Raw genomic sequence first — 12,474 nt, 5'->3', positions numbered from 1 at the left:
ATGATTTAACTAAATCTTGCTTTATCACCCATATTTTATGCTGGAAATTGATTTTACCGAGAATTTGCGAAATTTAATGCAAACAGTCGGTTATGAGAGTTTTAAATCTTTAAGTCGTGCTGCTGGTGTTTCACAATGGCAAATTTTGCAGTTGCGGAGGGGAAAAATCGGACAAATGCGGATAGAAGTATTGATAAAACTGTCAGAGATTTTACAGATATCTTGGACTGAGTTGGTAGAAAATTTCAGCGTTGATGGTTTATCTTCAAGTTTCCACAAAACTCATTCCTCTCATAAAAATATAGACTTATTAAAGCAAATTACAGATTTACAAGTTGAGTATGAACGATTAACATTGTCAATGTTAGAACAAAGAGAAGGATTAAAACAGGAATTTCAGCGGTCAAGTTTACAAATATTGGAATCTTTAATATTACAATGGCCAACAGCAGCACATAGAGCCAGGGAAGATCACCAGTTATCAGCAGTAAAAATATTACCTTTGGTAGATACGCCTTTAAAAAGATTATTACAGGATTGGAATGTAAAAGCGATCGCTTCTGTAGGCACAGAAATCCCCTATAATCCTCAGTTCCATGAATTATTAGCAGGAACAGCACAACCAGGAGAGATTGTTAAAGTCCGTTATACAGGTTATATGCAACATGATCAGCTTTTGTACAGAGCTAGAGTAAGTCCCAGATAAAGTTTATGCTCTTTTGAGTTTGATGGTTATTTGCTGATGAATTTATTGAAAATTACTTCATATTTTTGTGTACTAAATATCTTTCTATAATCTAATGTTAGGATATACTAATAAAATTAAAATCAGCACATTCTTAAATAAATCAAAATTAGAATATTATGAATCAGCAGGTGAAAGTTATTGCAATCAGTGGGAGTTTTAATGCTACTAACTCACAAAATTTTCAACAAAGTATTAAAGAAGTAATTGATAAGAGAATCTCCATTGTGTTGATTGACTGTCATCATGTTACCTTTATGGATAGTTCTGGATTAGGCACTCTGATTTTAACATTTAAAGCTTTACAGGAATCGGGAATAAAGATGGTTATTTGTTCAATTAATGAGCAAGTTAGGATGCTATTTGAATTAACTGGTATGGATGGCAAATTTACAATTTTTCCTAGTCAAGAAGCATTTGAAAATATTTTGCTTTCTGCTACTTGATTAATCAAATTTAACTTGAAGAATAGATAAATCATCCTCAAATGTCTCTTTGGAGTTTAAGTTAATTAGGTAATCCAGGATATAATCAAGTTGGTTATCAACAGAATACTGTAAGCTAATTAAAATCTGAATGAAACCTTCTAAACTCCAAAGAGTACCATTTGATTGAGTGATTTCGTAAGCACCATCACTAAAAATATAAAGGATGCTAGATTTTTCAATCTGACAATAAGCATCTGTATATTTAGCTTCAGGAAACATTCCTACAGGCATTCCTGGAGTTTTTAATCTTTTTACTTCTGTATGAGTAGGAGAATTGCCAGAGAGGATAATAGCTGGTGGATGTCCAGCACTAGAGTATGTTAATTGACGGCTAACTCGATTATAAACTCCATACCAAATCGTAAAATATTTATCATTTTGATAATTCATTTGAAAGGTATTATTTAAAGCTGCCAATACCTCACTAGGTTGATAGTAATTTAAATCTTTGAGTGCGCGGGAACGTAAGAGATTTAGTACAGAAATTGAAGGTAGAGTAGCTTTAAGTCCATGACCGGCAACATCTAGTAGGTAAATAGCTAAAGTATCAGCATCAAGCCAATTATAATCAAAACAATCCCCACCAAGTTGCCGTGATGGCAAAAACGTAAACTGAATACTCAGGGGCTTATTTACAGGCAGGGGTAAAAGGGATTTTACATATTCTGTAGCTTCGGCTAATTCTGTTTCTAAAAGTAGCTTTTGGGTCTGTAAATCCTGACTTAATTGATGCAGACGTAACCCGGCTCTAACTCTTGCTTGTAGTTCATTGTGTTCGATAGGTTTGGAGATAAAATCATCAGCACCAGCATCTAATCCCTTAACTCTATTGGCGACGGAATCTAAAGATGTTAATAAAATAAAAAATGTGGTAGATAATTTGGGATCTTTTTTAATGATATTACATACTTCTATACCACTTAATCCCGGCATAATCCAATCACATATAATTAAGGCTGGAGGTGAATCCAGCGTTCTTAAAATTCCTTCTTCTCCTGTACTCGCAGTGATGACTTGATAACCTTGTTTTTCTAAGATTCTTTTGAGAAACATTTGGATGGATCGGTCATCATCAATGATTAAGATTTCAAACATGAGATTATTAGGAAAGGGGATTTAACCAAAACAATATAACTTGTTTTAATTGATTTAAATCTCGATAGACTTCTTGTTTTAACCATTGTCCTAAAGCATCAAAGGGGCTAAAAGAACTTCCTGGTTGCCATTTAACATCTTGTCCTAAAGGTGTGGTATGAGTGCCTAATAAGGTTTGTGTTGTTACCATATTAGGAAAGAGTTGTTCTAAAATTCTTGTTAAGTTTGCTGATTGATCCAGGGTATCTTTATTAAATCTGATTACTAAATTCCGCCGAATCTGATAGCTGTCTTGGACTATTTGGTTAGTTTGTGCCGGTGTAGGTGTAAATTCAATGTCTAATTGGGAATTGAACTGGGAATTTAACTGTTCTACTAATGGTATGGCTTCATTGGCAGCAAAGTTATTAAAGGATATTAAAATATTACCAGCCCGTTGGATTGGAAACAGGCTACCAATTAGTAAATGGAGTTTACAACCCATGCTATGTCCGACTCCATAGGTGGGAAGGTACAGCTTGCGGAGTTTTCCAGCGTCTTGTAACTTTTCTAGGGTATATTCAAATTTAAGTTGGACAGATTTAGCGATCGCTATATGATCTAATGTATTGACAAAAGGTGTGGCAATAATGACGTATCCTTGATCCGCTAAATTTTCAAGTAACCAACGATAAGTTAAATGTGGTAAAGTGGCGACAAATGCACCACCTAAAAAATGAATGATCCCAATGGGATTACGGGGAATAAGTACCCAATTGCCTCTAATTTCTTGCCAGTTCATGTTAAAATAGGAGTCAGGAGTCAGGAGTCAGGAGAAGAAAGAGAAGGAAGAAGAAAAAGAAGAAAGTATTTTCTATAGATATATTTTACATTTACATCTAAACATATATCAAGTATTAACTCTGACTTTGCAAGTTTTTCATTTCCTGCTGTACATCTAGGGAAATTTGCAAAGCTTCATTTAATAATCTACCATGTTCGGTTGCTTCTTCAGTAACTTGCATTGATGCCAAAGCGGCTAAATTATTGGTAAATAAATCAGCATTGGTAATAATAAAACTTTTATTTTCTCGCAAAATTCTCTCTGTTTTTAAAGCGCGGATTAAATCATTTCTAGTTAATTCAAGTGCTAATAATACTTTTTCTCTTGCTTGTATACTTACTCCTAAGTTGCCAACATCTTCAATTTGGTCGTTAATATCTATAGCTTTAATCACGGAATTATATCTTTCCACATCATTTAGTAAAATCCGTAAAGAATTTGTCATATTCTGTTTGAGAAACTTACTTTTGCCTTTCCATAATAAATATAATAGAATTTGTATACTCCCACCTGTCCATAAAACGAAGATAATTAATGATAGCCAAGATGATAGTTTTACTAACAGGTAAGTACAAACAGAAATAGCAAGTCCAGCGAAAACCACAGTAGCAATTACAGTAGCAATTTCTGTTTTTTGAGCTTTCTTTAGCAACCTTATACCGAATTGCTGAATAACATCAGTAATAATTATTAATTTATTATGAACAGGTAAGTTAGTCGCATCTTGAAGTTGATCATGACTAATATCCAATCCCTGTAAATCATCTCGCACAGTTGCTAAATCCTTAACATACTATTGATTTAGTCTAATATAACAAGTGGATTTCCAGAATGGCAATTAATCGGTGATTTTAGGGGTATTCAATGTTGATAATGTGTAAGAAATAAATGTTGATACCATCAAAAACCAACCACTTTTCAAGTTCTACATGATTCTTCCCTCTTCCCTCTTCCTCCTCTTTCTTCTTTCTTCTTCCTTCCTCCTCTTTCTTCTTCTTTCTTCCTTTCTTCCTCCTGACTCCTGACTCCTGACTCCTGACTCCTGACTCCTCCCTTAAGTTACTTGCAACAAATAGCTCATGCAGTTACCCATTAAAAAATAAACTACTAGCATTGCTGCTGCGGCTAATGCCACTAGTGTACCAGCCAGCATGAGAGAAAATTCTTTATGCTCATAAGCTTTTTCCATCAGGTGTAGCGACCATGCTACAAGTGCCACATCAAAGATTAAAATAGGAATCAACATATTTCTTAATATTTCTTCATAGAAGTACCTTTATCTTAACACTGTTTTGGATAACTGTGTTTTATCTTCAACAGATGCAGTTGGTCGCTGTCTTTGATATCAAGCAGGAAGACGGACCCGAACATGGCGTTCTTGCAAGTAAGTTTTAATTTGTGCTACACTGAGCTTCCCAAAATGTAACAAAGACGCTAAAAGTGCGGCTTCAGCTTTACCTTCCGTTAATGCAGTGTGAATGTGTTCACAATTTCCAGCACCACCAGAAGCAATCACGGGAATCTCTACAGCATTAGCGATCGCTTTTGTCAAGTCCAAATCATAACCAGCTTGAGTACCATCAGCATCCATACTTGTCACCAACAATTCTCCAGCCCCTCGTCTTGTGACTTCTTCCGCCCACCATAGAGCATCAATACCAGTATTTTCTCTACCACCGCGAACGTAGACATCCCAGCCAGGATTCTCAGGATCAAGCCTACGTCTAGCATCAATAGCTACAACAATACACTGATTACCAAAGCGATCGCTGGCATGATTAATTAAATCTGGATTTCTGACCGCCGCGGAATTAATACTAACCTTATCCGCCCCGGCTCGTAACAAATCTTTAACATTTTCTAAGGTTTGAATCCCACCACCCACAGTCAGGGGAATGAAGACCTGTTCAGCAGTCCGGTAAACCACATCAATAATCGTGTCCCTGTCTTCATGAGTAGCCGTAATATCTAGAAACACTAACTCATCTGCACCGGCTTCATTGTAAACCTTGGCCAGTTCTACAGGATCACCAGCATCCTTGAGATCCACAAAGTTAATTCCCTTCACAACTCTGCCCGCCTTGACATCTAGACAAGGTAAGATTCTTTTAGCCAACATAATGACGTTTTCACTCCCGGTAATTGCTAGGAATTTAAATTGTAAAGGCAATTGGGGAATAGTTGACAAGATAGGATCAACATATAACAGGTCTTGTCCAGACGAAAAACTAATTAAACAAATATACAGGCAAGAGGCAAGAGGCAAGAGGCAAGAGGCAAGAGTAAAGAAGTTTTCAGCGATTTTACATTTCTTTACACAGTTTGGTTTTATTGTGTTCACCTACTTAATGAAATAAATATTTATATTGTGAAAATAGTATCTGTATTCTCAACTGACCCCAAATATCCTATACTGATTTTACTTATGAACTGCTAAATCCCTATTTCTGTACTTCTGAATCCCTGAAAATTATGGCGATTATCTCTTCCAAAAAACAGCCTCCAGAACCCAATGGAGAACCCAAACAGCAAAGGGAATCAGCAAAAGTAGCCCCCCCCGCAGAAAATCTGTTACAATCGGAAGCGGCTATTAATGAACAAGGGAAACCAGAAGAGAGTATTCGTCCCCAGCGCTTTGCTGATTACATCGGCCAAAAGGATTTAAAGGATGTTTTAGATATAGCCATTAAAGCCGCTAAATCTAGGGAGGAAGTCATGGATCATTTGCTGTTGTACGGACCACCAGGTTTAGGTAAAACCACAATGGCAATGATTTTAGCATCAGAAATGGGGGTAAGTTGCAAAATTACCAGCGCACCAGCTTTGGAACGGCCACGGGATATCGTGGGGTTATTGGTAAACCTGAAACCAGGAGATGTGCTGTTTATAGATGAAATTCATCGGTTATCACGGATGACAGAAGAAATTCTCTATCCAGCGATGGAGGATTATCGCTTAGATATTACGGTGGGTAAAGGTTCTAGTGCCAGAATTAGAAGTATACCTTTATGTAAATTTACCTTGGTAGGAGCGACAACTCGCGTCGGAGCTTTAACTTCACCATTACGCGATCGCTTTGGCTTAATTCAAAAGTTGCGTTTTTATGAAGTAGAAGAACTGACTAAAATTGTTCTCCGCACTGCTGAATTATTACAAACCGCAGTTAATCCAGATGGGGCGACAGAAATCGCCAAACGTTCACGGGGAACACCAAGAATAGCCAATAGATTATTAAAAAGAGTCCGTGATTATGCGGAAGTAAAATCTTTCCTGGAAATTAACGCAACTGTTGCAGCAGAAGCATTACAACTATTCCAAGTAGATCCTTGTGGATTAGACTGGACAGATAGAAAAATGCTCAGTGTGATTATTGAAAACTTTAATGGTGGGCCAGTGGGTTTAGAAACTATCGCTGCTACCACTGGGGAAGACACCCAAACCATTGAAGAAGTATATGAACCATATTTAATGCAAATAGGTTATTTAAGCCGGACACCCAGGGGGAGAATCGCAACTAAAGCAGCCTATCAACACATGGGTTTTAAACCCCCTAATGAGCAGTTATCATTACTGTAGACCAGATCCCCGACTTCTTCAAGAAGTCGGGGATCTGTCGGGGATCTTAGGCTAAGACAAGAGAGAAAAAGAAAGCTCTGAATTTAATCCCTAATTACCTACTATGAGTTAAAATCTCATGGAAATCACACAAATAATTGAATATATGGCAACAAAAATATCTGGTCAACTACACCCAAAATTGACTCAAATATTTGCTACAGCGTCATTAACAGCCTTAGCAAGCTTTACAGCCATGAGTCAACCTAGTTATACTTTACAATGTCACAACTTGAGTTTTTTCAAAAGTCTGAAATTTAAGAGTGAGCAAGGATTTCATTTCTTCTTTGTAACTCAGATGAGTTTGAGAGATGGCAGTAGAGATAGCATTTTTAAAATCGGAAAAATCTTCATAATATTGACCATATAAACATTTCTTCTTCACCCATTTCCATAACCTTTCTATTAAATTTAAGTTAGGAGAATAAGCTGGTAAAAATAATAAATCAATGCCTAAACTTTCTGCTAACTCCAGGACTACTCGACATTTTTGATATCGGGCATTATCTAAAACTAAAGTAATGGGAATAGTTAAGCCTAAATCGTATAATTTTTGCAACAGTTCACAGACTTGCTGCCCAGTTATATAAGTATCATTGGTTACGGTAATTACCTGATGATTAATAGCGTTTAATGCTGCTAAAACATTAAATCTTTTCCGCCCTGATGGTGATTTAATAAATACTCTTGTTACACACCAGATATATCCTAAAAATGCTTTCATTACAAAGTGTGCCGCATCAACAAAAAAAACTGCTCTTTTACCCTGTCTAGCCTCTTCTAGCAGTGGTTCTAGCTTTTTTTCTTGATACTCTTTTTGGGCTTCTACATCCGCATTTCCTGGTACGTAACCTACTTTTAGTCTTTTCATTCCTATTCTTTTGATAAACAGTCTTACCTGATTTTCACTTCTTTTTATTCCTGTTAATTCTTCAATTTTTTTCGCCGCCTCTTTGATACTCATTGGCGGATTTTTCTCAAAATATTTTTCGAGAGTTTCTTTATATTCTAACAATTCACTTTCTGGACGATAAAAATTTATTTCTTTGAGTTTTTCTATTCCCCCTTCTTCATATTCTTTAATGTATTCTCTTACGGTATTTTCACTCATATTTACTAATGATACTATTTGGCTATTTTTCAATCCTTTACTTTTTAGCCACATTACTTCCATTCTGATTTGTACTCTTGGATGTGGATGATTAAATCTTTCGTAATGAAACATTGCCTTTTCCTCTGTACTATACGTTCTTGCCTTCATTACTTGATTACCCCTCACTTTTTTCTTTAATATTTTATACCACTTTTTCCTTTTCTATCCTCAATTTATGCCCTTGCGGAGTATAGTTCTAGAAAAAGCCTTAGAAAGAGGATATCAAATAGGATATACAAACAAACTAGAAAAAGGCATGAGTGGAGGACCATTATTAAATGAAAATGGTCAATAAAAAAAACTAAAAAAACGTTTTAAATCAACAGAAAAATGAGAACATGGTAACAGATACTTATATGGAGTTTCTGTTACCATGTTTAGTACAAAAGACCTGGAATTGAAGAAGATAGACCATTTAGGGATAGTAGCAGGAATAGTAGATTCAATAGGGATTGTAGAAATAATTAATAATTTAGTAGGTTCAGAGCCAGGAGAAAAAGTCAGTACAGGTCAGGTGGTAAAAGCGATGATTTTGAACGGCTTAAGTATGATGTCACAGCCGTTATATATGTTTCCAAAATTCTTTGAATTAATTGCTTGTGAACATTTAATTGGTGTAGGAGTAAAAGCAGAATATCTCAATGATGACAAGCAGGGTTAGCGCATCTCAAACCCTATTGACAAGGGGATTTATTTGATATGTGGGAGGATGTTCAAGTGACACAACTCAAGGTAAGTTAATATATAACCCATCTAGCCGCTGTATCTAAGTAATGTCAACAGGATTTAAGAAGAAGTGTAAAACCAGAAAATCTGTTACACCCAGTGTAGACAGTAAAGAGATTACCAGCAACTTTCTGCAACACTTTACGGGAATAAAAGATCCTAGAGTGAAAAGGACTCGATGGCATTTACTCACCGATATTATCACTATTTCCTTGTTGGCAGTCATAGCGGGCGCAGAAGGGTGGGAAGATATTGAGGAATATGGACTAAGTAAAAAACAGTGGTTAGAGACATTTTTAGAATTACCAGAAGGAATACCCAGTCCGGATACATTTAGAAGAGTATTTGAGAGAATAAACCCCAAAGAATTTGAGCAATGTTTTCGGAATTGGGTGCAATCATTAGTGGAGAAATTGGGCGTAGAAGTAGTTGCTATAGATGGGAAAACTCATCGAGGGTCATATGATCGAGAATCCAAACTAAAAGCTTTACATACAGTGAGCGCATGGGAAGAGTGAAAATAGGTTGATTCTAGGACAAAAAAAAGTCAGTTGTAAATCAAATGAAATCACCGCAATTCCATCACTATTAGAGACTCTGGACTTGTCTGGCTGCATTATCACTATTGATGCAATGGGGACACAAAAATCAATTGCCGAACAAATCATAGCTGGAAATAGATGTAGGTGGTAATTCTTTCGTTAAATCATGTCCTTTAATAAATTCTTGAACGATGAAAATCAAATCCCCAACTCCTTAAAGAAGTCGGGGATCTAAATTAAAGATATAAAAATACTAATTTAGTCTAAACTCCAGTTGCTACTAGCTGTTGATTAGTAACAGGAGCAAAAATATCTTCGTAACTTGGGAAAATTTCAAATACTGAATCAAGCTGGGTAAGTTCCAAAATCAACTTAACTGGAGCTTTGACATTACAAAGAACTAACCGACAACCACTTTGACGCGCTGATGTCAGGGCTTTAACGAGAGGGACTAATCCAGAACTATCCATGAAATCAACATTTGCTAAATCTATAACCCAGAGTTGGTGATGCTGAGGTTTGATTTCAGCCATCTGTTCGCTCAAGACTGTACCACTATCCAGGTCTATACTACCTTGGGGTTTGAACAAAATCACTTGGCGTTCTTGTGTAAGAGTCATAAATTTAACTTTGTATTTGAAACACTGATAAAGGGAAAATTGACATCAATACTGTTTATAATTCAACCGCAGAACGACTATTTTCGCAAATTTATGGGAATTAACAGCAGCACGGTTGGGCAAAGTTTTTTCAGTATTTATGCCGTATAATTTGTTGATAAGTCTTTCTAGTATAAGCATAATTTACTGCTAATTTCGGTAACGAACTTATCATTATCTAAAATTATCTATAGCAATCCGGTTTGATTCATGAACTTACTTGTAGAGATAGGGAACAGGGAACAGGGAACAGGGAATAGGGAAGGAATTTTCTTCATTTTCATTCTTCATTCTTCATTCTTCATCCTGACTCGGTGACTCCTGACTCGGTGACTCCTGACTCCTCCTATTGCGGTTTGATTGACACCCTAGCCAAAAACAAGCAAAGATATGGTAAAGGTAAAAATTTGTAAACTCGGTGGTGCTGGATGTCTTTTGAGCTACTTTCACTAGAAAACATCCAAGAAATTGCTCATAATTATGGTTATTTAGCGATTTTTTTGGGAATATTGCTAGAAAATTTGGGCATTCCTCTTCCTGGAGAAACCGTAACGATTGTTGGTGGTTTCCTTGCTGGTAGTAATGAATTAAATTACTGGCTGGTTCTCGGTAACGCTATTGGAGGTGCTGTAATTGGTGGTAATTGCGGCTATTGGATTGGTAGAGTTGGCGGTTGGCCTTTTCTGCTCCAAGCTGGCAAGATTTTCCGCATTTCCGAAGTCCGACTGCTGAGTATTAAAGAGCAATTTACGGAAAACGCCGCTAAAGCTGTATTTTTTGGCCGCTTTTTTGCCTTATTGCGGATTTTCGCTTCACCACTTGCGGGTATAGCAGAAATGCCCTTTGGTAAATTCCTGATTTATAACGTAGCTGGGGCGACTGCTTGGGGTAGCGTCATGGTGACATTAGCTTTTTTCGCGGGAAGGATTATTTCCCTAGAACAATTGGTGGCTTGGGTAAGTAAATTTGCAATTTTGGCGTTACTTATTTTAGTTGCTGTGATTGCTATACCAATTTGGTTAGAGTCCCGCGAAGTTAAGCAGCAAACAGAAGAGTAGTAAAGATCCCCGACTTCTTTAAGAAGTCGGGGATCTGAATTATTACTTATTCTGTTGCGCCCAAATGCGAGTAGGTAGTCCCCAAACGTAGATAAAGCCTTCTGCAGCTTTGTGATCAAATTGATCTTCTGCGCCGTAGGTGGCTAAATCGGGAGTGTAGAGGGAATTATCACTCCAACGGCCAACTATGGTGGCGTTACCTTTGAAAAGTTTTAACCGCACGACACCAGAAACTTTTTCTTGTGTTTGTTGAATAAAAGCATCTAAAGCTGCTTTGAGTGGGCTGTACCAAAGTCCGTTATATACGAGTTTGGTATAGGTTTCTTCCATACCTCGTTTGTACTGACTGACATCTGCTGTTAAAGTGAGGCTTTCTAAGTCACGGTGAGCGTTAATTAGAACTATCATTGCTGGTGATTCGTAAATTTCCCGTGATTTGATTCCTACCAAGCGGTTTTCAATCATGTCAATCCGCCCAATCCCATGATTACCAACGATTTTATTGAGTTGTTCAATTAACTCCACAGGCTGTTTTGATGTGCCATTGATGGTGGTAGGAAGCCCTTTTTGGAACCCAATTTCTAGATATTCCGGTTCATTGGGAGTATCAATTATGGCTTTGGTCATTTCATAGATTTCTTCTGGCGGCTCATTTGCTGGATCTTCCAATGTACCAGCTTCAATACTGCGACCAAGCAAGTTTTTATCTATACTGAAGGGAGAAGATTTTTTCACCGGTGCAGGAATACCAAATTGCTCACCATAAGCAATGGTTTGTTCCCGACTCATACCCCATTCTCTCGCTGGTGCAAGGATTTTGAGGTTGGGGTTGAGGGCTGTACAGGAGACATCAAAGCGTACTTGGTCGTTGCCTTTGCCTGTGCAACCGTGAGCGATCGCATCTGCACCATATTTTGCAGCGGCTTCCACTAATATTTTAGCAATCAAAGGTCGAGCCAGGGCTGTTCCTAAAGGATAGCGATTTTCATAGAGGGCGTTGGCTTGAATCGCTGGAAACGCGTAGTCTTTAACAAATATATCCTTAACATCCACTACCAAGGATTCACTTGCACCGGATTTCAGGGCTTTTTCTCGAACTGGTTCTAATTCATCTCCCTGACCTAAATCTGCTGCTAGGGTAATTATCTCTTCTACTCCCCACTCTTGCTTTAAATAGGGAATGCAAACAGAAGTATCAACTCCACCAGAATATGCTAGAACAACCTTTTTAGCGCGACCCATGAATTTCTCCACTTAGGAAAACAAAGAATGAGTTATTATTATATCTGACTTGCCTAGCGTATATTTTCTTGTGCAACAGTAACTTTGTTATATTTGTCTTATTCTCAATATGGCCAGTAGTTTTTTTGGGTGAAACTGTGTTTTTTAGTATTGTCATTCCTACTTATAATCGCTTACCAATTCTGGAAAAGTGCCTCCGCGCTTTAGAGAGTCAGGAGTTCAGCAACAAAAACTATATAGAAGGTTATGAAGTTGTATTGGTAGATGATGGTTCTACTGATGGTACTTTGAACTGGTTAGCAGTACACAAAGATGAGTTTTCTCATGT

Annotated in this window: 13 protein-coding genes and 3 pseudogenes (1 of these 16 only partly in view); 8 read left to right on the top strand and 8 right to left on the bottom strand. The window is 37.2% G+C overall.

What is annotated here, in order from left to right; translation table 11 throughout:
- Positions 1-37 precede the first annotated feature (37 nt).
- On the top strand, positions 38-706 hold the full coding sequence (gene grpE / locus BMF77_RS24345; RefSeq protein ID WP_148766484.1) for a nucleotide exchange factor GrpE: 669 nt from the start codon (positions 38-40) through the stop codon (positions 704-706).
- Between the two features lie 158 nt (positions 707-864).
- Positions 865-1,191 carry an STAS domain-containing protein gene (locus tag BMF77_RS24340; protein ID WP_148766482.1) on the top strand — a complete coding sequence of 109 codons (327 nt, stop codon included), beginning with the start codon at positions 865-867 and terminating at the stop codon, positions 1,189-1,191.
- On the opposite strand, the gene BMF77_RS24335 is transcribed toward BMF77_RS24340, so the two are convergent.
- The 5 genes from BMF77_RS24335 to hisF form a co-directional block, all read right to left on the bottom strand.
- Complete coding sequence (locus tag BMF77_RS24335) at positions 1,192-2,328, bottom strand: PP2C family protein-serine/threonine phosphatase (RefSeq protein WP_148766480.1); 1,137 nt, start codon at positions 2,326-2,328, stop codon at positions 1,192-1,194. It abuts the gene before it with no gap.
- Positions 2,329-2,335: 7 nt separating this feature from the next.
- The gene (locus BMF77_RS24330) at positions 2,336-3,109 is read right to left on the bottom strand and encodes a DUF1350 family protein (protein ID WP_148766478.1); all 774 of its coding nucleotides are present in this window, start codon (positions 3,107-3,109) and stop codon (positions 2,336-2,338) included.
- Positions 3,110-3,224: 115 nt separating this feature from the next.
- Positions 3,225-3,923, bottom strand: a complete 699-nt coding sequence (locus BMF77_RS24325) for a hypothetical protein (RefSeq protein ID WP_148766476.1) — start codon at positions 3,921-3,923, stop codon at positions 3,225-3,227.
- 282 nt (positions 3,924-4,205) lie between these two features.
- The gene (locus tag BMF77_RS24320; protein ID WP_015079464.1) at positions 4,206-4,397 is read right to left on the bottom strand and encodes a hypothetical protein; all 192 of its coding nucleotides are present in this window, start codon (positions 4,395-4,397) and stop codon (positions 4,206-4,208) included.
- A gap of 99 nt (positions 4,398-4,496) precedes the next feature.
- A complete protein-coding gene (gene hisF, locus BMF77_RS24315; protein ID WP_148767208.1) occupies positions 4,497-5,270 on the bottom strand; it encodes an imidazole glycerol phosphate synthase subunit HisF in 774 nt (257 codons plus the stop codon).
- 353 nt (positions 5,271-5,623) lie between these two features.
- Between hisF and ruvB the strand changes: the two genes are divergently transcribed.
- Entirely contained in the window at positions 5,624-6,727 is a 1,104-nt protein-coding gene (gene ruvB / locus BMF77_RS24310) for a Holliday junction branch migration DNA helicase RuvB (RefSeq protein WP_148766474.1), read from the top strand.
- Between the two features lie 256 nt (positions 6,728-6,983).
- Here the strand turns inward: ruvB and BMF77_RS24305 are convergent, their stop codons facing one another.
- The gene (locus tag BMF77_RS24305) at positions 6,984-8,027 is read right to left on the bottom strand and encodes an IS630 family transposase (RefSeq protein ID WP_148766473.1); all 1,044 of its coding nucleotides are present in this window, start codon (positions 8,025-8,027) and stop codon (positions 6,984-6,986) included.
- A gap of 79 nt (positions 8,028-8,106) precedes the next feature.
- On the opposite strand from BMF77_RS24305, the pseudogene BMF77_RS24300 reads away from it, so the two are divergent.
- The 3 pseudogenes from BMF77_RS24300 to BMF77_RS24290 form a co-directional block, all read left to right on the top strand.
- Positions 8,107-8,211 (top strand): annotated as a pseudogene (locus BMF77_RS24300) (serine protease); the annotation flags it as partial.
- An 81-nt stretch (positions 8,212-8,292) separates the two neighbouring features.
- Positions 8,293-8,577, top strand: a pseudogene (locus BMF77_RS24295) (DUF4277 domain-containing protein); the annotation flags it as partial.
- A 115-nt stretch (positions 8,578-8,692) separates the two neighbouring features.
- Positions 8,693-9,311 (top strand): annotated as a pseudogene (locus BMF77_RS24290) (ISAs1 family transposase); the annotation flags it as partial.
- A gap of 139 nt (positions 9,312-9,450) precedes the next feature.
- On the opposite strand, the gene BMF77_RS24285 reads toward BMF77_RS24290, so the two are convergent.
- Positions 9,451-9,807: an STAS domain-containing protein gene (locus BMF77_RS24285; protein ID WP_148766471.1), complete on the bottom strand. Its 357-nt coding sequence runs from the start codon at positions 9,805-9,807 to the stop codon at positions 9,451-9,453.
- Between the two features lie 467 nt (positions 9,808-10,274).
- Here BMF77_RS24285 and BMF77_RS24280 point away from each other — a divergent pair, with 467 nt between their 5' ends.
- Complete coding sequence (locus BMF77_RS24280; protein ID WP_015079472.1) at positions 10,275-10,904, top strand: DedA family protein; 630 nt, start codon at positions 10,275-10,277, stop codon at positions 10,902-10,904.
- A 42-nt stretch (positions 10,905-10,946) separates the two neighbouring features.
- Here BMF77_RS24280 and BMF77_RS24275 read toward each other — a convergent pair whose 3' ends face one another.
- Complete coding sequence (locus BMF77_RS24275; protein ID WP_148766469.1) at positions 10,947-12,146, bottom strand: argininosuccinate synthase; 1,200 nt, start codon at positions 12,144-12,146, stop codon at positions 10,947-10,949.
- Positions 12,147-12,283: 137 nt separating this feature from the next.
- On the opposite strand from BMF77_RS24275, the gene BMF77_RS24270 reads away from it, so the two are divergent.
- Positions 12,284-12,474, top strand: partial view of a glycosyltransferase family 2 protein gene (locus tag BMF77_RS24270; RefSeq protein WP_174782892.1) — the 5' end (the start) only. The gene runs 748 nt beyond the window's last position; only the first 191 of its 939 coding nucleotides appear in the window; its start codon is at positions 12,284-12,286; its stop codon lies off the right edge, out of view.

This window comes from Dolichospermum sp. UHCC 0315A (assembly GCF_008121535.1).
GTDB classification, from domain to species: Bacteria; Cyanobacteriota; Cyanobacteriia; order Cyanobacteriales; family Nostocaceae; genus Dolichospermum; species Dolichospermum lemmermannii.
The sequence above is the reverse complement of the archived record's forward strand: the minus strand, read 5'-3'. Positions and strand labels throughout refer to the sequence as shown.